Raw genomic sequence first — 26,324 nt, forward strand, 5'->3', positions numbered from 1 at the left:
CTAAAGGCCAGGACCATGGACGTCAGGCAGACAATCGACGTGTTCGAACAGTGGCTGAGAACGTTCGTGTTGAGCGAATGGACGTTTTACCAATTCGGGATCATCGCCGTCGGTTACGTCGCAGCGTCCTTTCTAGCATCGCGCACTGAACCTGCATTGGAATCGAAAGCGAGACGCATCAAAGGCAACCCGGACCTGTTGCGCGTCATAATCGCTTTCATGCGCCGCTTGAAGTGGCTCTTCCTTGCGGTGTGGCTATGGCTTGCAAACGTCGTGCTGACTCAAACGACCTGGCCGTCGCGACGGTGGCTGGTCTCGACCGCCCTGACGCTGACGGCGGCGTGGTTCATCATCTCCGTTCTGACCAAGATTATCCGCAATCCCACCTTGTCGCGTTTCGTTGCAATCTTCAGTTGGAGCTATGTCGCGCTGTACGCACTCCGGCTTGACGATCCCGTGCTCTCCGCGCTCGATGGGCTGGCAGTCAATCTGGGGGCAGTGCGCCTTTCACTCCTTCTTGTGCTAAAAGTCGTCGTTTTGGCCGTCGCGCTCATCTGGGTCGCGGTTCTCGTCGGCAATGTCCTTTCCCATTGGGTGCAGAGGTCGGGCGACCTTTCGCCATCGATCAAAGTGTTGATCAGCAAGTTTATAAAAATCGGCTTGATCGTGATCGCCGGCGCAATTGCCTTATCAGCGACTGGCATCGACCTCACCGCATTGACCGTTTTTTCCGGCGCGGTTGGCGTAGGTATAGGGTTCGGCCTTCAAAAGGTCGTATCGAACTTCATCTCCGGCATCATCATCCTCCTCGACAAATCCATCAAGCCGGGCGACACGATCACGCTCGGCGATACTTTCGGTTCCATCCGCGATTTGCGCTCGCGGTTCGTCTCGGTCATCACGCGTGACGGCAAAGAATACCTCATCCCCAACGAGGACTTCATCTCCCAGCAGGTCGTCAACTGGTCGTTCTCCAGTGACTACGTCAGGATCGATGTCGACTTCGGCACGGCCTATGACAGCGACCCGCATGAGGTCGTCAGGATCGCAATCGCGACCGCCTCGACGGTGGATCGCGTCGCCAACGAGTACAGGGCGCCGGTATGCTGGCTTACCTGCTTTGGCGCTTCATCGCTGGATTTCCGGCTCCGCTTCTGGATCTCCGATCCCGCAAACGGCCTGACGAATGTCAGGGGCCAGGTGCTGATGGCGCTTTGGGACGCGTTCAAACAAGCCGGCATTTCCATCCCGTTCCCACATCGGGAAATCATCATGAAGACGCCTGTCGAGATCAAGCGGTCGCGCGAGGACTAACCGCGACGAGAATGTGCGGTGTCTGCAGACCTTATAGCCGAAGAGCTCTCTTACGCGAAGCGGATCGCTGTTCTCGCCCGCGCCTTTGCGGCAACTTCCTCCCGATCACGAGGCGGTTGGGAGGTCTCAAGCGAACCGAGCAGTTCGTGGGCGCATTTGGCGATCGACATGACCGCCTGCTCGAACGCCGCCTCATTGCGTTTCGACGGCTTGGTGGTTCCGCTCAACTTGCGAACGAACTGAAGCGCGGCGTCATGAATCTCCTCGTCCGTCGCCGGCGGATCGAAATTGAATAGCGGTTTGATATTTCTGCACATGACTTGCTCCCGTTCGTCTCCTCAAGTCTACGGAGAGGAGCGATAATTTCACATAAAGTAGTCGCGTGCGTGTGATTGACAAACAACCGTTTCGCCAAGGCGATCTTCCAGCGTCTCTGGAGGCCACGCCGAAGGGCGACAGGTGGTCGATCCCGATGTCCGCACACTTCCACCCGGCAGTCTCCTGCCCCGGCCACAGCTGTATCTCCGCTCTTCGACCGGTTCATTGATGATTGGGTTCGTGGACACAGACGCCTCAGGGAATGGTATTTACTGGTTTGCATATGCCTGTCGAACTTCGTTCTTCACACTAAGTTCCCCACATGGACCGAGCAACGCATCGGAATGACGGGACCCTCCCCTTGTTGTCCATCGTCTGCCCGGCCGAGAAGCTTGCCCCAAGGCACAACCGGCGACAGTGGAGCCGATCCATGGATATGACGCAAAGCCGAGATCGCATGGTAGAGCACCAGCTGATGCGACGTGGCATTGGCGATCGCAGCGTTATCGAGGCGATGCGCACGGTGCCGCGCGAAAAATTCGTCTCTCCAGGCTTCGAGGAATTCGCCTATGAGGATGCGCCGCTGTCGATCGGCGAAGGCCAGACGATTTCTCAGCCGTTCATCGTCGCTCTGATGCTCGAAAAAGCCGATCTGAAAGCCGGCCACAAAGTGCTCGAGGTCGGGACGGGCTCCGGCTACGCCTCAGCCCTGATGAGCCGGATCGCGAGACAGGTCTATTCCATCGAGCGCCATGAAAGGCTGGCGCTTCAGGCCAGAGAACGGTTCGAGACGCTTGGATACGACAACATTGACGTTCGCGTGGGTGACGGCAGCAAGGGCTGGCCGGAAGCCGCCCCGTTCGATGCCATTATCGTTTCTGCGGCAGCACCCGAAGTACCGTCCGCCTTGAAGGAGCAGTTGGGCCTCGGAGGGCGGCTCGTCATCCCGGTCGGCCGCGGCCAGGAGCAGCGCCTGAAACGCGTCACGCGCACCGGGGCCGCTGCTTTCGAGGAAGACGATCTCGGCGGAGTGGTCTTCGTTCCGCTGATCGGGGAAGACGCCTGGACTGCCGCACATCCGATGTACACGGCAACGGTGCCCTTATCGCCGGGAACTTTTGCGTCCGGCGCAGATTCTCCGCCGAACGCACAGGCAGAGGGCATGGGAGAAATGCATAAACTGCCTGCGCTGCCCGAAGGCGTGCTTGACCATACCGAATTCCAGCAACGGTTCTGGGCGGTTCAACGTCTTTCCTGGATCATCTTCACGCTTCTTCTGGCGACCTGCTTGATGGGTTTACTGGGAAGAGGCGGGCCGTTTTCGCGGCAAACATTCCTCTTGTCCGACGGGTCCGTGGACTTTCCCGTCATCTCCCGATGGAATGCTCCCGAGGATATGACGGTGAATTTCACGGCGTCATCCGAAGACAGGGTCTTCACGATCGATGCCGCCTTTCTTCAAACCTTCTCGGTTCAGGGCATCGACCCGCCCCAGAAGGCGACCTTCGCGCGCGAGGGCCGGATAGGTTACATCTTCCCGGCCGATCCGGCAGGACCGACACAGATCGTGTTCCGGCTGCAGACGCAGCTCCCCGGCGCTCATCGCGCCACCATCGGCATGGGCCGAGAGGTCCATACCCAATCCACGTTCATCTTTCCATGAGGGCGGCACGGTGGACGCAGTATTCCGCGGACTGGCAATTTATTTCACGCTGCTCGTGATCATCCGCTTGTCGGGAAGACGGACGTTGGCGCAGATGACGCCGTTCGACCTGGTCATCGTGCTGGTTATCTCCGAAACCACGCAGCAGGCGATGCTGGGCGACGACTTCTCCATCACCAACGCCATCATCCTGATCCTGACGCTGTTTACCACCGACATCGGCCTCTCCTATGTGAAGAGGTGGTGGCCGCGCGCAGCGCATATCATCGATGGAGTTCCAACCGTCCTGGTAACGGACGGCGTCTACGACGAAGGCGCGCTCAAAGGAGCCCGCCTGCAGAAGGAAGATGTCATGCAAGCGGCCCGAAGCCAGGAAGGCATCGAAAGCGTGACGGAGATAAAATTTGCGATCCTCGAAGTGAGCGGCAACATCAGCATCATCAAGAAGCAGAAATCCGGCTGACAACAGGGGAACTCTCGCCCTGCGTGTGCCACCTGAGGGAAAGCGCCGATCTGCCTCAGAAGGACAGGTCGAGCGCCCTGCCTTCGAACAGACGGTCGCGGGAGCCTTCCAGATGGGCCCTCATCAGCCTTTGCGCATCATCGGCACGCCCGTCGGCGATCGCCTTGTAGATGGCGTTATGTTCTTCATAGACCTGTTCCAGCCCCTGGCGGGGTCCAAGCAGCGACAGGCCGTGGAGATGCATACCGACGGCGATATGGGCCTTCAGCGCATCGATCGAAGCCGTGTAATAGTGATTGTTGGCTGCCTCGGTCACGGCGCGGTGGAAGATGAAATCGGCATCGGTGCGGTGAAGCTGATGGCTGGTCGCCTCGCGCAGATCCGCAAGGGCGCTGGCGATCTTCTGGATCGCCTGCTCGTTGCGGCGCTTGGCGGCGAAATAGGCGGCGGCTGGCTCGATGGTCAGGCGGAATTCGTAGCAGCGCTGGATATCGGCGATCGTCTTGACCGGCGAATAGGCGAGCTGCGTCGTCGGTGATCCATGGGCGCTGACGAAGGTGCCGGCGCCCTGCCTCGCATAGACCATGCCCTGATCGCGCAGGCGGGCCAGCGCATCGCGGACGATCGGACGGGAAACACCCAGCATCGAGGCAAGTTCATGTTCGCCGGGCAGGCGCGAATCCGGCGGATAGTTCCCGCCGCGGATACGCTCGAGCAGCTGGTCGAAGACACGGTCGACCAGTTTGACGGCCTTGCCGCGCTCCGGCTTGCCCGGCGGGCCGGCTTCCGCCTTCAAAGATTCGCCGTTCACTTCAACCACGTCATTCTCCCCGGCGGTATCTTATGCCGCCTGATTCCGAAGAACCAGTTTTAACAAACTATCCGGCTTACCGAAGCCCCCCGACTTGACAGCGCACCGAAAAGACCGCCAGTCGGCGCCCGTCACATCGAACCAGGGGACGCCGGCCTCGATCTCGCCCTTCGGCATGAGCACTCTGACACCAAGCGCCTGGAAAACCGCAAGCGCCGTATCGCCGCCGCCGACCATCAGCATATCGGGTCTCGTATCGTCGATCACCCTTTTGACGCCTGCCGCAAAATCACCGGCGACGAGCGCCGCATCGGCCGCCATTTCGCCGCTGCAGCGCAGCAGCACCGGCAGCGCCAGGCCCTCCCCGCATTCGATTTGCCCCATCGGGGCATCCACCACCATACGCAAGGCGCCCGAGGCTTCGAGCCGGTTCATCTGGGCGGAGGTGATTGGATCGCGCGAGCCGAAGGCAAACAGCGTGCGCGGGGTCGCCGTAAATTCCGTCACCGGCCGCTGCCCGGTTTCGCCGAGCCGGCGGGCGAAGGCCGCGCCGAGGCCGCGCGCGCCGACGCCAAGCGTCGTCAGCCAGACATGACCCTCGACGATCTGATCGAGATCGGTATCATTCTCGGCATCGGCTACGACAACATTATCCCCGCGGCCCGCGAACAGATCGGCAATCGGCAGCGGCCTGTCGACACCCCGGCCGACAACGCAGCCGCGGTAGGTCAGGCGCTCCTGATCGGGAATGGCGGGCGCCACCAGGATATTCCTAAGGCCGAGCGCATCCGCCAGCGCCAGGCTTTCCGCCGCGACATTGCCCTTCAGCCGGGAGTCGATCTTCTTCATGACGACGGCAGGCCTCACATCACGCAACACCTTCGTCGCCGATCGCACCCTTTCGGCGGCTTCGTGCTCGCCAAGCGCGCGCGAGGCGGTATTGACGACGACGACATCGCAGCCGGTGGCGATCGCAGCCTGCGCCGCGTCGACATCGACGGCGACCGCGACCGACAGGCCGGCCGAGACGAAGGGCGTGCCGGTATCGAGCGCACCCGTCAGATCGTCGGCGATGATCGCGGCCTTCAGCGTCATGCGATCTGCTCCGTATTGACCGCGTGGCAAGCGACGAGATGGCCGGGCTTGGCTTCCTTCCAGACAGGGATGACCTTGCTGCAGACATCCATGGCGATCGGGCAGCGCGTGTGGAAACGGCAGCCGGACGGCGGGTTCAGCGGGCTCGGCACATCGCCCTGCAGGATCTGGCGCTGGCGGGTGCGCTCATGTTCCGGATCGGTTTCCGGAACGGCCGACAGCAGCGCCCGGGTATAGGGATGCAGCGGATTGTCGAACAGTTCCTCGCGGCTGGCAAGCTCGGCCAGCCGCCCGAGATACATGACGCCGACGCGGGTGCTGATATGGCGCACCACCGCCAGGTCATGGGCGATGAAGAGGTAGGTCAGTCCGTATTTTTCCTGCAGATCGAGCAGCAGGTTGATGATCTGCGCCTGGATCGACACGTCGAGCGCCGAGATCGCCTCGTCGCAGACGATGAATTTCGGCTGGCAGGCAAGCGCCCGGGCGATGACGACGCGCTGGCGCTGGCCGCCTGAGAGTTCGTGCGGGTAACGCTGGGCAAAACGTGTCGGCAGCCCGACATCGGTCAGCAGCGCCGCCACCTTCTCCTTCAGCTCGCCCTTGGTGCAGAGCTTGTGAAAGAGGATCGGCTCGCCGATCGCCTCGCCCACCGTCATGCGCGGATTGAGCGTCGAATAGGGATCCTGGAAGACGATCTGCAGGTCGCGGCGGAAGGGCCGCATCTGCTTTTCATCAAGCATGGCGAGATCCTGGCCCTTATAAACGACCCTGCCGCTGGTCGCCTTGTAGAGGTTGAGGATGGTGAAGCCGGTCGTCGATTTGCCGCAGCCGGATTCGCCGACGAGGCTCAGCGTCTCGCCCTCCATGATATCGAGATCGACATTGTCGAGGGCATAGACGGTCGCCGAGCGCTCACCGAAGGCGCCGAGCTTGACGTGGAAATGCTTGACGAGGTTTTCGACCTTGAGCAGCGGTTGAGCAGCCATCACGCGGCCTCCTGCATTCTCTGAACGACGAAACAGGCGGCGCGGTGATTGCTGCTGCCGCTCAAGGGTTCGAGCCGCGGTACCTTCTCGTGACAGATCGCCTCGACGAGCGGGCAGCGCGGCGCAAACGGGCAGCCCTTCGGCCGGCGCCCCGGCTCCGGCGGCGTGCCGCCGATCGAGCTCAACCGGCTTGCCGGCGGATCGGACAGTTTCGGGATCGAGGAGAGCAGGCCGCGCGTATAGGGATGGCTCGGGCGGGCATAGAGCTCATCGACCGGCGCATCCTCGACGACCGTGCCGGCATAAAGCACGGCGACACGGTCGACGAGGCCGGCGATCAACGCCAGATCATGGGTGATCCAGACGACGGACATGCCGAGCTTGGCGCGCAGATCCTTCACCAGATCGACGATCTGGGCCTGGATGGTGACGTCGAGCGCCGTGGTCGGCTCGTCGGCGATCAGCAGCTTCGGATTGCAGGCAAGGCCGATCGCGATCATCACGCGCTGGCGCATGCCGCCTGATAGTTCATGCGGAAATGCCTGCAGCCGCTCATCGGGACCGGGAATGCCGACCAGGCGCAGGAGTTCGACGGCCCGGGCGCGGGCTTCCGCCTTTTTCATTTTGCGGTGATAGATCAGCGGCTCGCAGATCTGATCGCCGACACGCATGACGGGATTGAGCGAGGTCATCGGGTCCTGGAAGACGAAACCGATATCGCCGCCGCGCACCTTGCGCAGCTCGCCATTCGACATGGTCTGCAGGTCGCGGCCGTCGAAGGTCGCCGTTCCCTTGGCGACCTTGATCTTGTTCGGCAGGAGCCGCATCAGGCTCAGCATGGTGAGGCTCTTGCCGCAGCCGGATTCGCCGACGACGCCGAGCGTCTCGCCCTTGTCGACATGGAGATCGATGCCGTCGACGACGACAGCCGGGCCGTTGCGGCCATCGATCTCGACGGTGAGGTTCCTGACATCGAGCAGGCGTTCTGTGTTTTGCGTGTCCATCATTTGCTGCCCCGCGGATTCAGCGCGTCGTTGAGGCCGTCGCCGAGGAAGCTGAAGGCAACCGAGGCAAGGCCGAGCACGGCGGCCGGAGCGGCGAGAAGATGCGGATAATGCTGCCAGACGCGAAGGCCGTCCGAGATCATGTTGCCCCAGCTGGGAGTCGGCGGGTTGACGCCGACGCCGAGGAAGCTGAAGGCGCTTTCCAGCACCATCGCCGTGCCGAGACCGGCACTGACCGAGACGATCAGCGGCCCGAGCGCATTCGGCACGACATAACGCTTGATGATGACCCAGTTCGACAGGCCGAGCGCCTGGGCCGCGGTGATATAGGGCCGGCTGCGGATCGACAGGACCTGGGCGCGCACCAGGCGGGCGTAAGGCGGCCAGGAGATCAGCGCCATCGAGCCGAAGACGAGGATGAAATCCACCCAGATCGTCTGGCGGTAGAAGGGATTGAGGGTCTCAAGGTAACGCGCCTCCATCCAGCGGGTGATCGGCGACTTCAGCGACGCATTGATGACGACGACGAGCAGCAGGTTGGGAACCGACATCGTCACGTCGGTCAGCCACATGATGACGCGATCGAAGGGATTGCCGAAGAAACCGGCCACGGCACCCAGCGTGAGGCCGATCAGCACCGCGAAGAAGGTGACGATGACGGCAACGAGGAAAGCGGTCCGCGTGCCGAAGACCACGCGGCTGAAGACGTCACGGCCGAGATCGTCGGTTCCGAAGAGATGGCTCATCGACGGCAGCGCGTTGCGGGCGTTGAGGTCCTGGCCGAGATAGTCATAGGGCGTCAGGTAAGGCCCGAAGATCGCCGTGAAAGCGAGGATCAGCACGATGACGAGACCGAAGACGGCGAGCTTGTTGCGCTTCAGCCGATACCAGGCGTCGCGCCACAGGTTGACCGGCTGCTCCTCGATGGTTTCAGGGGTGGAAAGAGGAATTGCGGACATGGTCAGCGGCTCCTTCTTGCATCATTGGCGCGTGGATCGAGCAGCGGATAGAGCACGTCGACCAAAAGGTTCGACACCATCACCAGGAACGATCCGATCAGCGTGATCGCCAGGATGACGGGGTAATCGGAATTGATCAGCGCCTGCACCGTCAGCCGGCCGAGACCCGGCAGGCCGAAGACCAGTTCGACGAAGATCGCGCCGTTGACGATGGTGATCATGATCAGGCCGAGCTGCGTCACCACAGGCGTCAGCACCGGCCGCAGGATGTGGCGTAGCGCCACGACGATCTCGGGCACGCCCTTGGCGCGGGCGGTGCGGACGAAATCCTCCGACAGCACCTCGATGACGGCGGCCCGGGTCTGGCGCACGATCAGCGCGATCGGCTGGAAGGAAAGTACCAGCAGCGGCAGCAGGATGCGCACATCGAAGATGCCGCCCCAGCCATAGGGCACGCTCGCACCCGGCAGCAGCACGATGAGGCCGACCATCAGCAAGGGACCTGCGACATAGGCCGGGATCGCCCAGAGGAAGAGCGCGGAGCCCAGAATGGCGTAGTCGAGGCGCGAATTCTGGTTCAGCGCCGCGATCATGCCGAGCGGGATCGCGACGATGGTCGTCAGGATGACGGAACAGAGGGCAAGCTGGAAGGAAACCGGGGCCGCGGCCGAGACCATTGCCCAGACGGCGCGGCCGGAAGTCAGCGAGTTGCCGAACTGGCCGTGCAGCAGGTTCCAGATGTAAAGGCCGAATTGCTCGATGAAGGGCCTGTTGAGGCCGGCGCTTTCGCGGATGGCTTCGATGCGCTGCGGATTATAGGCGACGTCGCCCGGCGCGCGCAGGAAGATCAGCTTGATCGGATCGCCGGCGCCATAAAAGGCCAGCGCGTAGACCGCCAGCATCACCACCAGAACGGATGGAATCCAGATGGCAAACCGGGTTAGCACGTAGCGCAGCAAGGCCACCTCCCACCTGTTGTCGATGCGGCCCGGCTTTGGCAAAGCGCAGCCGATCGCATCTCTTCTTGAAATTTGCGCGAAGACCTTGCGGCCTTCGCGCGTTTATCGCCAGAAACGATAGGCCCAATCAGCCGATGGAAATGTTCCAGGGTTCGGCGATCTGCCAGTCGAGGTTCTTCTCCATGCCCTTGACCTCCTTGGTGGCCCAGCGCGACATTGCCTGAGAATACCATGGGATGAAGGCCCAATCCTCGCGGAACGCCTTCTGGGCTGCCTGGGCGAGAGAGATGCGCTGCGGATCGTCCGCAGCCTTGGTCGCCGCTTCGGCAAGGGCGCTGTCGACCTTGTCGTTCTTGTATCCACCGAGCTTGTTCTGCGCGTTCGACGAGGTCGAGGCGATGCTGCCCGCCAGATAGGAGACGGCATCGGGAACACGGGTGCCGACGTCGTCGCGGAAGATCTGGACCGAGTTCTGATCCGGACCGGCATAGGCGTCCTGCTGCGGTTTCATGTCGACGGCCGTGATGCCGAGATTCTGGCGCCACTGCTCGGCGATGAACTGGGCGGCGGCCTGAATGGCCGGCGCCGAAATGCCGACGAACAGGATCTTCGGCAGGCGCTCGGGCCCGCCATAGCTCGATTCGGCAAGCAGCTTCTTGGCGGCTGCCGGATCATAGGGAAAGGGTTCGAAGCCGGAATTGTCGGCGCCGGGAACCGAATTGAGGATCTGATCGGCCTTCTTGTGCGGCCCATCGGGATAGGACGCCTTGAACAGGCCGTCGCGATCGACCGCCATGATCAGCGCCTGGCGGACCTTCGGATCGTCCATCGGCGCGCGGGAGATGTTGAACCAGAAGTGCTGGCTGGTCGGGATCAGCGGGCCGGCCGAGAATTCCGGGCCGAGATCCTGGATGATCGTCGAGGTGACGAGCTCGGTATGGGCGTTGAACTCGCCGGACTTGATCAGCGAGGTCGCCGTCACATTGTCCTCGATCGAGGTGATGTCGATGCGGGCAAGCTTCGGCTTCGACCCAAAGAAGTTCTCATTCGGCTCGAATGTGATCTTGCCGGCATCGATATCGATGCTCGTCAGCTTGAAGGGGCCGGAGAAGACCGGCTTGTTTTCGGGCTTATACCAGTCGATGATTTCCTCGCCGTCGCTGCCGCGCGATTGCGACGCTTTGGTGATCGGCGCGATGTGGTTTGCCAGGCGCATGAAGAAGATCGGATCGGCAGCGGCGAGCGTCACCACGACTGTTCCCTCATCAGGAGTCGCCACACCGGTCAACTCGTTGCCGGAGCCGGCGGCGATTTCGGCGTAACCCTTGACCTTGCTCAGCACCTGGTCGGCGCGCTGGCTCTTGGTGTTCGGCATCGAGGCGACTTCCCACGATCCCTTGACGTCGGCCGCGGTGATCTTGCTGCCATCGGAGAAGACGGCCTTGGGATCGATCTTGAAGGTCCACACCGTGTTGTCGGCCGATTCCCAGCTGGCGAAGACGTAAGGCGTGATATTGCCCTGGCTGTCGAAATACATCGGCGCCGCCCACCAGATCGAATTCCAGCGGAACGTCCTGCCGCCGCCGCGCAGCGGCGACCAGTCCTGGTCGAAGGCCGGATGCGCGACCTTCAGGACCTGGCCTTCATCGGCCATCACGATGCGGGCATTCATCCCGAACACGGTGAGGCCGACGCCGGCCGCAAGACCGAGCTTCAGCGCGTTGCGGCGCGATAGATTGGTTTTTTCAGATTGATCAAAAGACATGGCATTCCCTCCCACGGTGAATTCGGCAGCGCTCTCCCTGCACCTGCCAGGCGCAGCACAATCCGTCCCATATCGTTCTCTCGTTATTGTAAATATGTCAACAAAAAATCGCATTTTTTGTTGCAACAAAATTTATGGCGAAAAATATCATAACGATAACAAATAGATAATTTTTCAATCCGGAATGAACGCATTTTGTCTTCTTGACAAAAGCGCTGCAATGGAAAAGCTTTTCGCAATCCATCGCGACAGACGAATGACAATTGCCCGTGCAGCCGTGCGGTTCGAACGCGCACCGGAAAAGACAGGACGCACCGAGGAGGGCGGAATGAGCCACAGGATCACAGGCGTTTTCAGCGCGGCCGCAACGCCGCTGACGGCAGACAATACGCCGGACCTCACCCTTTTCACCGATCACTGCCGGCGGCTGCTGGCCGAGGGATGTCATGGCGTGGCGCTGCTCGGGACGACGGGCGAAGCCAATTCCTTCTCCGGAGCCGAGCGCCGCGCCATATTGGAGGCAGCTGTGAAGGCCGGCATTCCGGCCGACAGGCTTTTGCCGGGGACTGGCGTCGTCGCCGTTCCGGAGACCGTGGAACTGACGCGGCACGCCCTGTCGCTCGGCGTCACCAAGGTGGTGATGCTGCCGCCCTTCTATTACAAGGGCGTCTCCGACGACGGCCTCTTCGCCGCCTATTCGCAAGTTCTGGAAAAGGTCGCCGACACGCGCCTGCAGGTCATCCTCTATCATATTCCGCAGGTCTCGGGCGTGCCGCTCTCCATTCCGCTGATCGGCCGGCTGATTGCGGCCTTCCCGGAAACGGTCGTCGGAATCAAGGAATCTGCCGGCGATTTCAATAACATGCAGGCCATCATCGCAGCCCATCCCGGTTTCTCGGTCCTGGCCGGCGCCGATCCGCTGCTGCTGCCGCTGATGAAGGCCGGCGGCGCCGGCTGCATCACGGCGACCTCCAATCTGGTGGCGGATTCGCTGCGCACCATCTACGACCATGTCCATGACGAGGCGCGTGCCGCCGAGGTCGAGGCGGCGCAAGCACGCATCAACGCCTATCGCACGCTTTCCAATTCCTATGTCCAGATCCCGACCATCAAGGCAATGGTGGGATTGAAGACCGGCAATCCCGCCTGGAAGCGCACGCGCGCGCCGCTGCTGCCGCTTGATGAGACGGACTATGCCGCGCTCGCCGAAAGCTACGCCAAGCTGCCTTGAGGAGATCCGCCATGAGTTTTACCGGCCTGCCTTCGGAAGCCGTGCCCGCTTTGATGACCGGGATCGTTGCCCCTCACTCTTCAGTCGAAGGGCGCGCCGATGCCTATCTGCCTTCGCCCTGCATCCAGAACCATGCAGCCAATCTCGCCTTTCTGCTCGACGGTACGCTGAACTGCGTCTGGTTCGGCGGCACGATGGAGGGCATGGGCGATATTTCGATTTACATGTCGCGGCTGGCGCCCGGCTCCGAGCGCTGGTCCGAGCCGGAAAAGATGAGCGACGATCCCGAGAAATCCGAGCAGAACCCATTGATTTTCAACGCCCCGGACGGAAAGACGTGGCTGCTCTATACCTCGCAGACCTCGGGCAACCAGGATGGCTCGATTGTCAAATGCCGGATATCGGATGACGGCGGCAAAAGCTTCGGCCCGGTTCGCATCCTCTGCGACAGCCCCGGCACCTTTGTTCGCCAGCAGATCGTCGTCAACGGCAGAGGCGACTGGCTGCTGCCGGTCTTCCGCTGCGTCGGCCTTAGCGGCCAGCGCTGGAGCGGTGATGCCGATACGGCTGCGGTGCTGATCTCGCGCGACGGCGGCGCGAGCTGGCAGATGCGCGATATTCCCGACAGCATCGGCGCCGTGCACATGAATATCCTGCCGCTCGGCGGCGGCGATATGATCGCCTTCTACCGCAACCGTTTCGCCGAAAACATTCTATCCAGCCGATCGTCCGATGGCGGCGAGAGCTGGAGCGCGCCCGAGCCGACCGAACTGCCGAACAACAACTCCTCGATCCAGGCAACCGTGCTGAATGATGGAGCAATCGCAATGGTTTACAACCATTCGAATGCAAGTACCTCGGATGCGCGGCGCCAATCTCTCTACGACGAAATCGAGGGGGACGAGGCCTCGGAGGCCGTTATTGTCGCCGATGTCGGCCGCAAGGCGATCTGGGGCGTTCCGCGGGCACCGCTCAGCCTTGCAATCTCGAAGGATGGGGCCAGGAGTTTTCCCTATCGCATCGATCTCGATACCGGTGACGGCTTCTGCCTCAGCAACAATTCCAAGGATTCGCTGAACCGCGAATTCTCCTATCCCTCGATCATCCAGGGCGGCGACGGCACGCTCCATATCGCCTACACCTATTACCGGCGCGCCATCAAATATGTGCGCCTCGCCTCGCAATTGCTGCCGTAAGCGACGCGGCAGCCGGAAGATTGTAAACCTGCATCCGATCGCGCGCGAAAGGATGCAGGCCCCGCCTTCGTTGAGCCGACCAGGCGACAAGAAATTGACAAGAGGCGTGCGCCGGCGAATGGCGGCCAGACCCTTCGCGCCCGAAAAGTATCCCCCTCGATAATTTTCTCTAATACGCTGATATCATTATATATAATAACACACTACCGCTTCATCGAGGACATAAGCGACCACATATCGGACGATAAAAATTTCCGTACCTTGGAATGCCGGCTTGACATTGATCTTACAACTTTACAATAAAGAGGGCGACGAAATTGTTGCCGCAAGATCTTGCAGGGAGGACTGGTTCATGGCCAGCTTGGATTCGCCGATCACGATCGTTCGGCCGCATCTGATCGAATTCGGCATCGGCACGGCGGGAAAGCTCGGCAAATGGGCTGCCGAAAAGGACTATCGGCGCACGCTTGTCATCTCCGATGCTTTCAACGCCTCACGCATCGACGTGCTGGAATTGAAGGGCGAGGTGACGGTCTTTGCCGAAGTGACGCCCGAGCCGGATACGGCCAACCTCGAAAAGGTGCTCGCGGCGGCGAACGGCGCCGACGCCGAGCTGATCGTCGGATTCGGCGGCGGCAGCGCCATGGACCTGGCAAAACTTGCCGCCGTTCTTGCCGGCTCCGCGCAGACCCTGCATGACGTCGTCGGCCCGAACAAGGTGCATGGGCCGCGCAAGGCGGCACTCGCCCAGGTGCCGACGACCTCGGGCACCGGCAGCGAGGCCGGCATCCGCGCGCTCGTCACCGATCCCAAGACGATGGCCAAGCTTGCGGTCGAAAGCCTGCACATGCTGGCCGACATCGCAGTCATCGATCCGGCCCTGACCTTTACCGTGCCGGCGCGCACCACGGCCGCCACCGGCGTCGACGCGATGGCCCATTGCGTCGAGGCCTTCACCAACCGCAAGGCCCATCCGATGGTCGACATCTATGCGATCGAGGGAACGCGGCTGGTCGGCAAATATCTCGCCCGCGCCGTCAAGGACGGCAACGACGCTGAAGCGCGCGCCGGCCTGTCGCTCGCCTCGCTTTACGGCGGCTTCTGCCTCGGCCCGGTCAACACCGCCGGCGGCCATGCGCTTGCCTACCCCCTCGGCACGCGCTGGCATGTGGCGCATGGTGCGGCCAATGCGCTGATCTTCCCGCATGTGCTTGCCTTCAACACGCCGGCGGCCCCTGAGAAGACGAAAACGGTGATGGAGGCGCTCGGGCGCCGGACCTCCGACAACATCGCATCCGTCTTCGATGCGGCTTACGCTTTCTGCGCCGAACTCGGCATCGAGATGAAACTCTCCGCGCTCGGCGTGCCGGAAAGCGATCTCGACGCCATGGCTGACGACGCTTTTGCCATCCGCCGTCTGCTCGACAACAATCCGCGCGATCTGACGCGCGCCGATATTCGCTCGATCTACGCAGCCGCGTTCTAGAAGGGATTTTGACGATGGACAGGAATGCGAAAGTCGCCGTGACGCTTGGTGATCCCGCCGGCGTCGGCCCCGAGGTGATCGTCAAGGCCCTGGCGGCCCTTCCCAAAGAAGAGCGCCGCGACTTCGTCATCGTCGGCAATGTCGAAGCGCTGGAGCGCGCCGACCGCGCCACCGGCGCCGGCCTGAAATTCGGTCCTGCCCATGCCGGCGGCGACAGGATCGCCGTCGATGAAGTCGCACTCAGTGCGGCCCTGCCCGAAATCGGCAAGGTCAGCCCGGTCGCCGGCGATGCCTCGGTGCGCTATATCACCCGCGCCGTCGACCTCGCCATGTCAGGGCAAGCCGATGTCATCGTCACTGCGCCGATCAACAAGGAAGCGATGAACCTTGCCGGCCATCACCATGACGGCCATACCGGGCTTCTCGCCCATCTCACCGGCTCGAAGAGTTCCTTCATGCTGCTTGCCTCCGAGCGGCTGAACACCATACATGTTTCCACCCATATCTCGCTGAAGGGGGCGATCGAGCGCGCGAGGACGGAGCGGGTTCTCGCCACCATCGAGGCCGGCCACCGGCACTTCCTGCGGCTCGGCAAGAAGGCGCGCATCGCCGTTGCCGGTCTCAACCCGCATTGCGGCGAAAACGGCCTGTTCGGCACCGAGGACACGGAATTCCTGGCACCCGCCGTCGAGCAGGCGCAGGCAAAGGGCATCGACGTCGTCGGCCCGATCTCGGCCGATACGGTCTTCGCCCGCGCCTATAACGGCGCCTTCGACCTCGTCATCGCCCAATATCACGACCAGGGCCATATCCCGATCAAGCTCGTCGCCTTCGAGACGGCGGTCAACGTCTCGCTCGGCCTGCCGATCGACCGCGTCTCGGTCGACCACGGCACCGCTTTCGACATTGCCGGCACCGGCAAGGCCAACCACGTCAACATGCTCTCGGCCATCGCCTATGCCCGGCTGATGGCGCGCTCGCCGCGGCAGAGCGCATAATCAGACGAGATCCGTTGACGGCTTATCGAGCTGGCCGAGCCCGCATGGTCATGGTTTTGTCTACGAGACGAGCCGTTCCGTAAGCGAAACACACGACCGCGCTGAGAAGCACGAAAAAAGCGAGAGGGCCGCTCAATCCGACCGACCCGGCGACTGGCTTGAAAACACCGATCACACCGCGGTGCAGAATGTAGACGGGGTAGGAGATATAGCCCACCCACGTCGCCAACCTCTCGGCTTTTCCAGGCATCTCCAGAAAGAGGCCAAGCATCACGATGAGCGGCGCCAGGGCCATCGCGAACATCAGATCGTAATAAGGCCGCATGAGGGAAGGAACCGGCGCGGCCATGAAAATCATCAGAAGAAGGCACGGCAGGATCGCTGTCCAACCTTTCCTCCAGGCCGGCATGCCACCGAATAGACGGCTGATCACGACCCCTGCAGTAAATGAAAACATGACCCTTGGGAGACCACCTATTGCGGAAGGCCATTCCCAGCCGATATTCAACACACCGTACTTAAGACCCACAAAGGCCAAAAGCGCAGCTGAAACCAAAGCGACGAGGCAAAGGGCACGGACAGAGAGCCGGAAGAGCCATAGCGCGAAGACTATGTTTACCAACAGCTCCCAGAACATCGACCATGCAGGGCCATTGATTGGAAACATACCCTGCATTGGGTTGGTTTGAAGGAAATACATCGGGCTGGGCAGAAAAATCCCGTTGGCAACGGTCGACGCCAACAGGTCAATGACGCTCTGATGTCTCAGACCCCAGCCTGTTAACAATATGATCTGTACGAGACCGACCAAAATTCCGATCAAATAGAGCGGATAAAGGCGCTTGATTCGAGCCGCCATGAACGCCGGGAACGGCAGGCCACGTGCAAGCCGTTTTCCATAAATCTCGGCGATAATAAACCCGCTGAGTACGAAGAAAAAGTCGACCGCCAGATAGGCCGACGGGGCATATCGTTCCTGGAAATGTGTGGCGACAACACAGATCGCGGCAAAGCCGCGCATTGCATCCAGGGAATAGTAACGGCTGCGGTCGGGATTCGAGACTTCTGCGGCGTCAATCGTCGATGGCGAATAACCGCGGTCGAGACTGGTCATCTGATCGATATCCTATTCGCTTGTGCCTGAGCGGCGTTCAGATGCGGTGGATTGAAACTGACATCCGTGCCGACCACTTTGCGCATCAGTGGCTCCTCCGCAAGGCTGGTCTGCGGAGGAGCCCCGATATCACGATTGATGTGCCACAGGGTCGACAAGCTCGTCCCTGTTGGTTTTGCGCTGTCGTACCTGCTTTATGCTGCCGATCAAGACATTGAGATGAGATCTGCACAGAACAAAGATCAGGCAGCAATATGCAATTCCGCCGGCGACGATTTCCACGGCCAGACGTGGATAGGGGGACCAATGAATGAGCGATTCATGCAGGAGCAAAACCACAGCGACCATTCCTGCACAAGCCAAGCTGGGCCGAAGAAACTGCATCAGATAGGCCCCGACACTCAGCTCGATGTGGCGCGAAACCTTCCAGCTGGTGATTGGCCAAAACAACAGAACTTCGATCATAATCGCGAAAACAACTATTGTGACGCCGAAAGGATAAAGAACTGCGATCGTCACGAGCGTGAGGAGATTTCGTGCCAGCTGGTAGTAGAACCACCAATCCATCTCCCCCTGGCTCTTGATCAAGGATGCCTGCACGTAGCCGATCCCAGCCATCAACCCGATAACGCAGTAGAACCGAACCGGCCAAACGGCCTCGATCCAATGCGCACCGAAAATTGTCGTGATCGCATCGCCGGCAACTGCGGCAAGGCCGATGAAGACGGGGTAGGAAACCAGGGCGCAGCCAAACGTCGCCATCAAAAATGCTTCTCGAACCTTCTTCGGATCGGTTCGCAACGAGGACAGCAAGACGTGTGTGACCGATGTTAAGCCCCCGGCGATGACGTTGTTGATCATATCGAACAAACGCTTCGAGAAATTATAGATACCGAGCGCTGACGGGCTCAGGAGCACGCCGATGATCAAATTGTCCAAGCTCATCGTTTGTAAGAACCGAGTGCCGGATGCAAAAAAGCCGTAGTGCAGCAGATCGTTCAGGCTTTCTCTCTTCACGTGAAGCCCGGGCGACCACCCTGCACCCCAGAAAGCAGCGCCGCATGATGCCGCCGTGGCCGCGATCTGGGCAATCGCAAGCGCCCACAAGCCGAAACCCGCGAGAACCAAAACAAGGCAAATACAACCAGAAGTAATTGTGGCGATAACAGTCCGGACGGCGACGAGGTGGAATGACATCTTCCTGTTGACGATCGCATTCGGAACGACGGCCGTGAAGTCGAAGAACACCTTCAGTCCCATGATGTAGATAAGGGACGTGATTTCCTTATGTCCCACGTAGGCCGCGATGGGCGAAGCGGCGACACACAAAACGCCATAGACCAAGAATGAAAAAGCAAGCGAAAGCATAAATATCGTATCGAGGTGGCTTCGCCTTATTTCGGATCGCTGTATGATTGCTTCACCAAATGCGGTCGGTCCAAAACTGCCGGCAAACGACACGATGCTGAATGCCAGCGCAACAAGACCGAAATCCTGAGGCTGGAGGACTCGAGACGTCACCACGAAAACTGCGAAGGTGAGGACTGTCGGAATGAGCGTGCTCATCGCCGACCAGAAGGCACCCGTTACGGCTGCGGCGGATCGGTTCTTATTGACATGGCTGAATAGAATATCATCGTCTCGTACAACCGACAAAACTGAGCTCCTACAGGGAATCAAACTATAGAGGGATGAGGGACGAGATCCGGGGCGGGAAGACCGGGACGCAGATCTATCGGTCTACTCGACTTGTACCAGGTGCCGTTCATCTCATACGGGAGGCGGGACATGGCCGCCAAAAGCTCACTGGCATTTGTCGCTTTCTCCACCAGCAAAGTGTCGCCGGTCCAGCTACCGATGAAGTCGTGCAGCCTGCTTCCGTTTCTCGCAACCGCGACATGCGGCTTATTGAGCAAAAGACAAAGAGTATGACCATGGAGGCGGTTGGTGATAATCCGTTGCGCGCCGGATAGCATCTTCACGCCATAATCGACATAGCGAGCAGCGACATCCTCGTAATGTTGGGCCACCATCTCGGAACGGCTAAAGCCACGCCGCATTACGGCCTTGACGACACTCGCCTTGCGCAGGCGCGACAAATTATCCGGACCGTTGATCCAATTGGTAAGGGGTCCGCCAACGATCGCTCGGGCGTCAGTTATGTCGACGTCGTCCTCTCCAAAAGGCTGCATGACATATAATGCCCTGAGAGGATCGGCTTCGAACGGTTTAAGCAGGTCGATACCGAATGCCGCGTCCGGCCCAGCCTCGACATCGCAATCGAAGTTCGCTTTTGCCAGCTCGAAACTCTGCTCGTCGCGCGTCATAAAGAAAAATTTGCGATGCCTCCCGATCGTGCGCTTCGCGTACTCCATCAGTGCCTCGTTGGCGAAATCGATTGTTTGAGGCATCTGAATGATGGTTCGATCCGGATATTTGCACGCCAGCCGATAGCGAATATCTTCTCGTCCGGTCCGCGCATCTCCGAAGTCTGACCAGCCGCAAATGAATATTGGAGCGTCGCCGGGCGTGGATTTTATCTCGTTAATACTTTGAAGAGAGCCGCCGGTAAGTACCGGCAGGCGCCCTGTTACCTCCTGCAATACCTTTGCCAATCCCAGCCAACTTGCGTGGTGGCCGGGATCTTTAGTGGATGGAAAATCCATTATAACGTAAGGCTGCCCTCTACTAACAAATTTCCTTACCGATCTAATCAACTTTTCCTGCAGTCGCCGTATTACAACTTCGCCGAGATGATACATATATTCTACTTGCATTTTCAAAATTGGATCAGCAATTACATGCCCAAGTTTAGGAGTCAATTGGACTGCCGTGCGTCATAGCCACGCACCAAATTTGCCTTACTTCTTAAGGCAAATGAGAACGAGATTTGGACCTTGCGCGCTCCGGGCGATTGCAACGGTCGAAAGGAGTGCGGGAGCATGACCAGGCCGCCGTGCCTGGCAGCGAGGGCAGGAGGTCGCGGCATTGATGCCCGAAGAGAGATCGCGAAAAATTGAGCTGATCACATGCCGAACAACCGGCGGTCCCAGTAGACGGGTTGGTGGAGGCTGACCGTGATCGATGGGAATTCCGGATGGGCCGGGTTGATCAGCACGTTGCGATCGACCCGGGCAACGACGCTCGGCACCAGCAGGATGGCGCTGCGCTTTTCCTGGCACCACTTTTCGCCGAAAACCTTGCTGACGCCGGCCGGCATGCTGTCCCAGCCCGGCAGCGCCGGCTCGGAGAAGATCTCGTAGCTGAGCCCGCGCGGCATTGATATCGTGACGTAATGCTGATTGGGAGGCAGCCTGCCGCTGCCATGGACGAGCTTTTCGAGCAGCGCCGTCGAATAGTGCTCGCTCGTATAGATGATCGGGCTGCCTGACGTGTTCCACCGCCCCGGCGCGATGGTCGAGCCGGTGGCATCGAAGATCGGGTAGGTTCCGTTCGGATCTCCGATACGGACGGATGTCAGCGTACGGTCAAGAAGCTGTGCGCTCACGCAGCGCTGCCGTATTTCAGGCTTCCAAGGATATCGAGCACGAGCTCGCCGCCGATCTCGCTCTGGATGACGACGTCGATCGGCCGCCTGTCCTCCAGCATCGTATGCGGGCGAAACAGGAAATCGCGCGCCTCGGCCTCGGTCTGCCAGACATCGAGTGCCAGCCCCCAGACACGCGCGAGACGGGCGAGCCTTATGCCCTCGTCGGAGGAGAGCCGATGCTTGGACTTGCGCCGTTCATAGGTGGCCTTGGGAACGAGCCGATATTTGAACTGGGCGTCGCTTGGGGCCAGAAGCAGCGCCATGCGGTCAAGCGCCTTGACCGGCAATCCCGCCTCGATGCTGGAGAGCAGGCCGAAGGCCGAACGCGACGCCGGTTCCCTGGCAGGCAGTCCGAGAACGTCGGCAACGACAGCAAATCCCATCATGACAGTGGCTCCTTTTCACTTGAGGTTATATTTAGTCTCAAGTGGACCGATGATCAAGTGCATCGTTTGCTGAGCTGCCGATGGAGACGGATTATAAGTCCGGACTGGCGGTTCGGCACCCAAGACATCGATCTTTCCGAACTCGGCGAGACGATTAACGAATAGCTTGAACAAGGCCTGCGGGATTGCCGGCATGATCCCCTACCACGTGCCATCGATCGTTTGCGGCAAACCCCGGCCATGAACGAGCTTGTGATCCACCCAGTCTTTTTCTCAGAGAGCGCCTTTTTGGAAATTCCTTTCTCCTCATTCTAATTAGTCTACTTAATTTATAGAAATAACTTAATTGGAGAGAATGGTCATGAGCATCGAAAAGTCCGGAAGCCGCTTCGGAAGACGAGACCTGTTGAAACTGTCCGCAGCGGCCGGGGTCGCCGTCGCCGGCGCTTCGCTTGTCGGGCAAAAAACGGTTCTGGCAGCCGGCGAAGAACCGTCGCTGAAAGGCAAGCGCATCGCTATCAGCGCCACCGGCACCGATCATTTCTTCGACCTGCAGGCTTATAACGCCCAGATCGAAGAGGTGAAGCGCCTCGGCGGCGAGCCGATCGCCGTCGATGCCGGGCGCAACGACGGCAAGCTGGTTTCGCAGCTGCAGACGCTGATCGCCCAGAAGCCGGATGCGATCGTGCAAATCCTCGGCACGCTCAGCGTTATCGACCCCTGGCTGAAGAAGGCGCGTGATGCCGGCATCCCGGTTCTGACCGTCGACGTCGGCTCGACCAATTCGATCAACAACACCACCTCCGACAATTGGGGCATCGGCAAGGATTTGGCGCTGCAGCTCGTCTCCGATATCGGCGGCGAAGGCAATATCGTCGTCTTCAACGGCTTCTACGGCGTCACCCCTTGCGCGATCCGCTACGACCAGCTGGTCAATGTCGTCAAATATTTTCCGAAGGTGAAAATCCTTGAGCCGGAATTGCGCGACGTGATCCCGAATACCGTGCAGGACGCCTTCACGCAGATCACCGCAATTCTCAACAAATATCCGGAAAAGGGTTCGATCAAGGCAATCTGGTCGGCCTGGGATATTCCGCAGCTTGGCGCAACCCAGGCTTTGGCGGCTGCCGGCCGTAGCGAGATCCGCACCTACGGCGTCGACGGCAGTCCTGAGGTGCTGCAACTCGTCGCCGATCCGAATTCGCCGGCCGGCGCCGACGTTGCGCAGCAGCCGGCCGAAATCGGCCGCACTGCCATCCGCAACGTCGCCAAGCTGCTCGCCGGCCAGACCCTGCCGCGCGAGACCTATGTTTCCGCGCTGCTCGCCAACAAGGCCAATGTCGGCGAAGTCACCAAGAAACTCGGCATCGGCTGACAAGGCTCACGGACGATCCGGCCGTGCCGGATCGTCCAACATCTACCCGCCCGGAAAGATCGATATGACGGCCAATTCGTTGAGCCCGCCGGTGACGGCGCCAGACGACATCATTCGCCTCGAAGGCATCGTCAAGCATTTCGGCGGTGCGCAGGCGCTGGCTGGTGCGTCGCTGATCGTCAGGCGCGGCACCATCCACGGTCTCGTCGGCCAGAACGGCGCCGGCAAGTCGACGCTGATCAAACTGCTGGCCGGCCTTCACCAGCCGGATGACGGCCGGATCGGGATCGAAGGGCAGATATTCGACAGGCTGACGCCGCATCTTGCCGAAGAACTCGGCATCCACTTCATTCACCAGGACCGGCTGCTGGTGCCGACATTCACCGTCGGCGAAGCCCTGTTCCTCGGCCGGGAACCGCGGATAGCGGGCACGCCCTTCCTCGACCGCCGCCTGATGCAGCGCCGCGCATCCGATATTCTCAACGACTATTTCGGTGTCCGGTTGCCGAACGCCGCCCTGATCGGCGAATTGTCGACGGCCGAGAAGCAGATCGTGCAAATCACCCGCGCCCTCCTCAATCAGCCGAAGGTGCTCGTCTTCGACGAACCGACGGCCGCATTGGTGGCCCGCGAGGCCGATATCCTCTTCCGGCTGATCCGCCGCTTGCGCGATGAAGGCGTCACCATCATCTACATCTCGCATTATCTGAACGAAATCGAAAAACTCTGCGACCACGTCACCGTCCTGCGCAACGGCCTGGATGTCGCCTCCTTGCCGATCGGGCAGACGTCGGCCGCAGCGATTGCCCGGCTGATGGTCGAGCGCGACATCAAGGAGATGTTTCCGAAGCCACAGGTCACATCAGGCGAGGAGATCCTCAAGGTCGAGCAGCTATCGGCGCCGGGAAAATACAGCGACATCAGCTTCACGCTTCGCCGCGGCGAGGTGCTCGGCCTCACCGGCCTGCTCGGCTCCGGCGCAAAGGAGCTGGTTCGCACTCTCTTCGGGCTGGAGACACCGGCTTCCGGCCGTATCGACATCAACGGCAAGCCTGCCCGTTTTGCCAGCCCGACGCAGGCGGCCGGCCGCGAGATCGCACTGGTGCCGGAAGATCGCCGCCGTCACGGCGTCGCGCTCGACCTCAGCGTCGCGGAAAATATCAGCCTTTCAAGCCTTGCCCGCTTCACGCGTTTCGGCTTTCTCGATCGCAGACGCGAACAGAGCGAGGTCGATGCACTGATCACCCGTCTGCAGGTGAAAACCAATGGGCGGAATGCCCTGCTGCGCACGCTTTCGGGCGGCAACCAGCAGAAGATCGCCATCGCCAAATGGCTGAGCCGCCGCTCCGAGGTCTATCTCCTCGACGAGCCGACTGTTGGAGTCGACATCGGCTCCAAGGTCGAGATCTACACGCTGATCGGCGAACTTGCGGCGCGCGGCGCCGGCGTCATCGTGCTGTCTTCGGATCTGCCCGAACTCGTCGGCATCACCGATCGCATCCTCGTGCTCTTCCGCGGCCGCGTGGCGCGCGAATTCATATCGTCGGAAACCAGTGCGGATGCCGTGCTGGCGCAATCGACCGGATCATCCGAGGGACAGCGCCATGTCGGCTGAAGTGGAATTCGCGCCTTCCGGCTTTGCCGCCGGGGAATCGCCTGCCCGGCCGGCCGGCAATATTGCGGCTGCGGCTTTGCGCTTCGGATCGCTGATCGCTTTTACCGCCATCCTGTTGATCTTCTCGCTGACCGCGCCCTATTTCCTCAGCATCGGCAATATCGGCAACGTGCTCGGCCAATCGGCCATCTCGGGCGTGCTTGCCATTGGACTGACGGTCGTGCTGATTGCCGGCGGCTCCAATGTCGTCACCGGCGGCATCGACCTGTCGCTGGCAGCCAATATGGGCCTCAGCGCCGCCGTTTATGCCAGCCTGACGCAACTCGGCTATGGCGATGCGACAGCGATCGCAGCATCGATTCTCACCGGCGCGCTGATCGGCACGGTGAATGCCATTGCCGTGGTCTATGCCGGCATCGTGCCGCTGCTCGCCACCCTTGCCGTCATGAATATCGTCGCCGGTCTGGAACTGGTGCTGACCGGCAATACCGTCCTGCCGGCCTCGACGCCCTTCCTATCGGCACTTTCGGCTTCGGATCCTTTCGGCATACCGGTTCTTGCCTACGTGCTCCTCGGCTTCACGGCGATTGCGACAGCGATCGTGCAATATACCCCGATCGGCCTGCGTCTTTATGCCGTTGGCGAGTTTCCGGATGCGGCGCGTGCCGCCGGCCTGCCGCTTCGCCGCCTGCTCGCCGGCGCTTTCGTCGCCAGCGGCATCTCCGGCGGCATAGCCGGTATCCTGTCGGTTTCCTATCTGAGCGGCAGCACGACCGGTTCCGGCGAGATGCTGCTGCCCGTCGTCGTCACGGCCCTGCTCGGCGCGGTCTTTTCGCGCCGGCTGGTTCCGACGGTCACCGGGACGCTGCTTTCGGCTCTGCTGGTCGGCTTCCTCACCAACGGTTTCCAGTTGCTGAACATATCGAGCACGCTGGTCAGCGGCGTCCAGGGCGTGCTCATTCTCATCGTCGTTTCCGCGACCACGCTGCTTCGCCGGCAGGAGGCCTGACCATGTCGCTCCAGACCCCCACACCCGCCACCACAGGCTTGGCCCGCGTGATCGCCGGCGGCCTGCTGCGCTATGGGCTGATCCTCGCGCTGATCGTGGTATTTGCCGCCTTCTCCTTTATAACGCCGACCTTCCTGACGCTTGCGAACCTGCAGAGCATCCTGGTCAATAACTTCACGCTGCTTGCCATCGTCTCCATCGCCATGACCTTTGCCGTCGCGTCGGGGGGCATCGATCTTTCGGTGGGAACGGCGATGGATTTTGCCAGCTTCGCTTTCGTCTCGCTCGTGCTTACCGGGCAGCCGGTGGCGATCGCAGCACTGGCGGGACTGGCGGCCGGCGCGTTCGTCGGCGCCTTCAACGCGTTTCTGATCTCCGGGATCGGCGTGTCGCCATTCCTCGCCACGCTCGGCACGCTGTTCATCGGCCGCAGCGTCCAGCAGTTGCTGACCAATGGCGGCAATCCGGTCTATCTGCCGCCGAACGGCGTGCCCGAGGCTTTCCGTTTCCTCGGCCACGGCACGATCGCCGGCTTTCCGGTCCCGCTTGCCGTCGCCATCGTCGTCATCGCGGTCGCTGCCGTCGTATTTGCCCGCACGCGTTTCGGCCGCGTCATCCTGTCGATCGGCATTCAGCCGGGCGTCGTGCGCTATTCCGGCATCGCAGCCCCTGCCCATGTCGCGGTGACGTTCATCCTGGTTGGGTTGATCGCGGCAATCGCCGGCCTGATCCTGACCGCAACCGTCACCACCTACATCCCGTCCTCGGGCAATGCCTTCCTGCTGAACGCGATCGGCGCGACCTTCATCGGCACGACGCTCAGCCCGCTCGGGCGGCCGAATGTCGGCGGCACCGTTCTCGGCGCGCTGCTGCTCGGCATCGTCGCCAACGGGCTGCTGCTGACCGATCTGAACTTCTATTGGCAGCAGGTCGGCACGGGAACGCTGATCTTTGCCGTACTCGCCGTGAGCTTCATCAACCGAAAGACTACAGGGCGCGCCTGAGAGAAGCGCCGTCGCGGTCG

Annotated in this window: 24 protein-coding genes; 11 read left to right on the plus strand and 13 right to left on the minus strand. The window is 60.9% G+C overall.

The window, feature by feature from the left end; genetic code table 11:
• Positions 1–15: 15 nt before the first annotated feature.
• A complete protein-coding gene (locus BBJ66_RS05460) occupies positions 16–1,314 on the plus strand; it encodes a mechanosensitive ion channel family protein (RefSeq protein WP_049732630.1) in 1,299 nt (432 codons plus the stop codon).
• A 50-nt stretch (positions 1,315–1,364) separates the two neighbouring features.
• On the opposite strand, the gene BBJ66_RS05465 is transcribed toward BBJ66_RS05460, so the two are convergent.
• Positions 1,365–1,631, minus strand: coding sequence for a DUF2277 domain-containing protein (locus tag BBJ66_RS05465; protein ID WP_071085487.1), 267 nt, complete (start codon positions 1,629–1,631; stop codon positions 1,365–1,367).
• 431 nt (positions 1,632–2,062) lie between these two features.
• Between BBJ66_RS05465 and BBJ66_RS05470 the strand changes: the two genes are divergently transcribed.
• Together BBJ66_RS05470 and BBJ66_RS05475 are read left to right on the plus strand one after the other, a co-directional pair.
• Positions 2,063–3,295 (plus strand): protein-L-isoaspartate(D-aspartate) O-methyltransferase, encoded by a 1,233-nt coding sequence (locus tag BBJ66_RS05470; RefSeq protein ID WP_071085489.1) that lies wholly within the window; start codon positions 2,063–2,065, stop codon positions 3,293–3,295.
• Positions 3,296–3,305: 10 nt separating this feature from the next.
• The gene (locus tag BBJ66_RS05475; RefSeq protein ID WP_049732633.1) at positions 3,306–3,758 is read left to right on the plus strand and encodes a DUF421 domain-containing protein; all 453 of its coding nucleotides are present in this window, start codon (positions 3,306–3,308) and stop codon (positions 3,756–3,758) included.
• 55 nt (positions 3,759–3,813) lie between these two features.
• Here BBJ66_RS05475 and BBJ66_RS05480 read toward each other — a convergent pair whose 3' ends face one another.
• The 7 genes from BBJ66_RS05480 to BBJ66_RS05510 all read right to left on the minus strand — a co-directional run bounded on the left by BBJ66_RS05480 (position 3,814) and on the right by BBJ66_RS05510 (position 11,340).
• Entirely contained in the window at positions 3,814–4,578 is a 765-nt protein-coding gene (locus BBJ66_RS05480) for a FadR/GntR family transcriptional regulator (RefSeq protein ID WP_071085491.1), read from the minus strand.
• A 21-nt stretch (positions 4,579–4,599) separates the two neighbouring features.
• Positions 4,600–5,664 carry a four-carbon acid sugar kinase family protein gene (locus tag BBJ66_RS05485; RefSeq protein ID WP_071085493.1) on the minus strand — a complete coding sequence of 355 codons (1,065 nt, stop codon included), beginning with the start codon at positions 5,662–5,664 and terminating at the stop codon, positions 4,600–4,602.
• The gene (locus BBJ66_RS05490; protein WP_071085495.1) at positions 5,661–6,653 is read right to left on the minus strand and encodes an ABC transporter ATP-binding protein; all 993 of its coding nucleotides are present in this window, start codon (positions 6,651–6,653) and stop codon (positions 5,661–5,663) included. The genes BBJ66_RS05485 and BBJ66_RS05490 overlap by 4 nt, the downstream gene beginning before the upstream one ends.
• Positions 6,653–7,660 carry an ABC transporter ATP-binding protein gene (locus BBJ66_RS05495; protein ID WP_071085497.1) on the minus strand — a complete coding sequence of 336 codons (1,008 nt, stop codon included), beginning with the start codon at positions 7,658–7,660 and terminating at the stop codon, positions 6,653–6,655. Before BBJ66_RS05495 ends, BBJ66_RS05490 begins: the two co-directional genes overlap by 1 nt.
• On the minus strand, positions 7,657–8,616 hold the full coding sequence (locus BBJ66_RS05500) for an ABC transporter permease (RefSeq protein ID WP_071085499.1): 960 nt from the start codon (positions 8,614–8,616) through the stop codon (positions 7,657–7,659). The genes BBJ66_RS05495 and BBJ66_RS05500 overlap by 4 nt, the downstream gene beginning before the upstream one ends.
• 2 nt (positions 8,617–8,618) lie before the next feature.
• On the minus strand, positions 8,619–9,575 hold the full coding sequence (locus BBJ66_RS05505; RefSeq protein ID WP_049733246.1) for an ABC transporter permease: 957 nt from the start codon (positions 9,573–9,575) through the stop codon (positions 8,619–8,621).
• 127 nt (positions 9,576–9,702) lie between these two features.
• The gene (locus BBJ66_RS05510) at positions 9,703–11,340 is read right to left on the minus strand and encodes an ABC transporter substrate-binding protein (RefSeq protein WP_071085501.1); all 1,638 of its coding nucleotides are present in this window, start codon (positions 11,338–11,340) and stop codon (positions 9,703–9,705) included.
• Between the two features lie 328 nt (positions 11,341–11,668).
• Between BBJ66_RS05510 and BBJ66_RS05515 the strand changes: the two genes are divergently transcribed.
• From BBJ66_RS05515 to pdxA, 4 genes are all read left to right on the plus strand, one after another.
• Positions 11,669–12,571 (plus strand): dihydrodipicolinate synthase family protein, encoded by a 903-nt coding sequence (locus tag BBJ66_RS05515; RefSeq protein WP_049733221.1) that lies wholly within the window; start codon positions 11,669–11,671, stop codon positions 12,569–12,571.
• Between the two features lie 11 nt (positions 12,572–12,582).
• Positions 12,583–13,767, plus strand: a complete 1,185-nt coding sequence (locus tag BBJ66_RS05520; protein WP_071085503.1) for a sialidase family protein — start codon at positions 12,583–12,585, stop codon at positions 13,765–13,767.
• Between the two features lie 352 nt (positions 13,768–14,119).
• Complete coding sequence (locus BBJ66_RS05525; protein ID WP_071085505.1) at positions 14,120–15,253, plus strand: iron-containing alcohol dehydrogenase; 1,134 nt, start codon at positions 14,120–14,122, stop codon at positions 15,251–15,253.
• Positions 15,254–15,267: 14 nt separating this feature from the next.
• Positions 15,268–16,251 carry a 4-hydroxythreonine-4-phosphate dehydrogenase PdxA gene (gene pdxA, locus BBJ66_RS05530; protein ID WP_071085507.1) on the plus strand — a complete coding sequence of 328 codons (984 nt, stop codon included), beginning with the start codon at positions 15,268–15,270 and terminating at the stop codon, positions 16,249–16,251.
• A 22-nt stretch (positions 16,252–16,273) separates the two neighbouring features.
• Here pdxA and BBJ66_RS05535 read toward each other — a convergent pair whose 3' ends face one another.
• The 5 genes from BBJ66_RS05535 to BBJ66_RS05555 all read right to left on the minus strand — a co-directional run bounded on the left by BBJ66_RS05535 (position 16,274) and on the right by BBJ66_RS05555 (position 21,301).
• Complete coding sequence (locus tag BBJ66_RS05535; RefSeq protein WP_071085508.1) at positions 16,274–17,365, minus strand: acyltransferase family protein; 1,092 nt, start codon at positions 17,363–17,365, stop codon at positions 16,274–16,276.
• A 129-nt stretch (positions 17,366–17,494) separates the two neighbouring features.
• On the minus strand, positions 17,495–19,021 hold the full coding sequence (locus BBJ66_RS05540) for a lipopolysaccharide biosynthesis protein (protein WP_049733226.1): 1,527 nt from the start codon (positions 19,019–19,021) through the stop codon (positions 17,495–17,497).
• A 20-nt stretch (positions 19,022–19,041) separates the two neighbouring features.
• Complete coding sequence (locus tag BBJ66_RS05545) at positions 19,042–20,127, minus strand: polysaccharide pyruvyl transferase family protein (RefSeq protein WP_071085750.1); 1,086 nt, start codon at positions 20,125–20,127, stop codon at positions 19,042–19,044.
• 263 nt (positions 20,128–20,390) lie between these two features.
• Positions 20,391–20,873, minus strand: coding sequence for an RES family NAD+ phosphorylase (locus BBJ66_RS05550; protein ID WP_071085511.1), 483 nt, complete (start codon positions 20,871–20,873; stop codon positions 20,391–20,393).
• Positions 20,870–21,301 carry an antitoxin Xre-like helix-turn-helix domain-containing protein gene (locus BBJ66_RS05555; protein WP_071085513.1) on the minus strand — a complete coding sequence of 144 codons (432 nt, stop codon included), beginning with the start codon at positions 21,299–21,301 and terminating at the stop codon, positions 20,870–20,872. The genes BBJ66_RS05550 and BBJ66_RS05555 overlap by 4 nt, the downstream gene beginning before the upstream one ends.
• Positions 21,302–21,662: 361 nt before the next feature.
• Between BBJ66_RS05555 and BBJ66_RS05560 the strand changes: the two genes are divergently transcribed.
• The 4 genes from BBJ66_RS05560 (at position 21,663) to BBJ66_RS05575 (ending at position 26,304) form a co-directional block, all read left to right on the plus strand.
• Entirely contained in the window at positions 21,663–22,676 is a 1,014-nt protein-coding gene (locus tag BBJ66_RS05560) for a sugar ABC transporter substrate-binding protein (RefSeq protein ID WP_071085515.1), read from the plus strand.
• A 64-nt stretch (positions 22,677–22,740) separates the two neighbouring features.
• Entirely contained in the window at positions 22,741–24,291 is a 1,551-nt protein-coding gene (locus tag BBJ66_RS05565) for a sugar ABC transporter ATP-binding protein (RefSeq protein WP_071085517.1), read from the plus strand.
• Positions 24,281–25,300: an ABC transporter permease gene (locus BBJ66_RS05570; RefSeq protein ID WP_049733233.1), complete on the plus strand. Its 1,020-nt coding sequence runs from the start codon at positions 24,281–24,283 to the stop codon at positions 25,298–25,300. Before BBJ66_RS05565 ends, BBJ66_RS05570 begins: the two co-directional genes overlap by 11 nt.
• A gap of 2 nt (positions 25,301–25,302) precedes the next feature.
• Entirely contained in the window at positions 25,303–26,304 is a 1,002-nt protein-coding gene (locus BBJ66_RS05575; RefSeq protein ID WP_071085519.1) for an ABC transporter permease, read from the plus strand.
• Positions 26,305–26,324 lie beyond the last annotated feature (20 nt).

The sequence above is a fragment of the Rhizobium sp. RSm-3 genome, assembly GCF_001854685.1.
Lineage (GTDB): Bacteria > Pseudomonadota > Alphaproteobacteria > Rhizobiales > Rhizobiaceae > Rhizobium > Rhizobium ecuadorense.

What these genes read in the sequence shown, in the direction of transcription:
- BBJ66_RS05570 (WP_049733233.1), top strand. Translation starts at nt 24,281, where the DNA reads ATGTCGGCTGAAGTGGAATTCGCGCCTTCCGGCTTTGCCGCCGGGGAA.
- BBJ66_RS05515 (WP_049733221.1), top strand. Translation starts at nt 11,669, where the DNA reads ATGAGCCACAGGATCACAGGCGTTTTCAGCGCGGCCGCAACGCCGCTG.
- BBJ66_RS05575 (WP_071085519.1), top strand. Translation starts at nt 25,303, where the DNA reads ATGTCGCTCCAGACCCCCACACCCGCCACCACAGGCTTGGCCCGCGTG.
- BBJ66_RS05485 (WP_071085493.1), bottom strand. Translation starts at nt 5,664, where the DNA reads ATGACGCTGAAGGCCGCGATCATCGCCGACGATCTGACGGGTGCGCTC.
- pdxA (WP_071085507.1), top strand. Translation starts at nt 15,268, where the DNA reads ATGGACAGGAATGCGAAAGTCGCCGTGACGCTTGGTGATCCCGCCGGC.
- BBJ66_RS05510 (WP_071085501.1), bottom strand. Translation starts at nt 11,340, where the DNA reads ATGTCTTTTGATCAATCTGAAAAAACCAATCTATCGCGCCGCAACGCG.
- BBJ66_RS05465 (WP_071085487.1), bottom strand. Translation starts at nt 1,631, where the DNA reads ATGTGCAGAAATATCAAACCGCTATTCAATTTCGATCCGCCGGCGACG.
- BBJ66_RS05535 (WP_071085508.1), bottom strand. Translation starts at nt 17,365, where the DNA reads ATGACCAGTCTCGACCGCGGTTATTCGCCATCGACGATTGACGCCGCA.
- BBJ66_RS05500 (WP_071085499.1), bottom strand. Translation starts at nt 8,616, where the DNA reads ATGTCCGCAATTCCTCTTTCCACCCCTGAAACCATCGAGGAGCAGCCG.
- BBJ66_RS05470 (WP_071085489.1), top strand. Translation starts at nt 2,063, where the DNA reads ATGGATATGACGCAAAGCCGAGATCGCATGGTAGAGCACCAGCTGATG.
- BBJ66_RS05565 (WP_071085517.1), top strand. Translation starts at nt 22,741, where the DNA reads ATGACGGCCAATTCGTTGAGCCCGCCGGTGACGGCGCCAGACGACATC.
- BBJ66_RS05555 (WP_071085513.1), bottom strand. Translation starts at nt 21,301, where the DNA reads ATGATGGGATTTGCTGTCGTTGCCGACGTTCTCGGACTGCCTGCCAGG.
- BBJ66_RS05545 (WP_071085750.1), bottom strand. Translation starts at nt 20,127, where the DNA reads ATGTATCATCTCGGCGAAGTTGTAATACGGCGACTGCAGGAAAAGTTG.
- BBJ66_RS05490 (WP_071085495.1), bottom strand. Translation starts at nt 6,653, where the DNA reads ATGGCTGCTCAACCGCTGCTCAAGGTCGAAAACCTCGTCAAGCATTTC.
- BBJ66_RS05460 (WP_049732630.1), top strand. Translation starts at nt 16, where the DNA reads ATGGACGTCAGGCAGACAATCGACGTGTTCGAACAGTGGCTGAGAACG.
- BBJ66_RS05560 (WP_071085515.1), top strand. Translation starts at nt 21,663, where the DNA reads ATGAGCATCGAAAAGTCCGGAAGCCGCTTCGGAAGACGAGACCTGTTG.
- BBJ66_RS05520 (WP_071085503.1), top strand. Translation starts at nt 12,583, where the DNA reads ATGAGTTTTACCGGCCTGCCTTCGGAAGCCGTGCCCGCTTTGATGACC.
- BBJ66_RS05525 (WP_071085505.1), top strand. Translation starts at nt 14,120, where the DNA reads ATGGCCAGCTTGGATTCGCCGATCACGATCGTTCGGCCGCATCTGATC.
- BBJ66_RS05495 (WP_071085497.1), bottom strand. Translation starts at nt 7,660, where the DNA reads ATGATGGACACGCAAAACACAGAACGCCTGCTCGATGTCAGGAACCTC.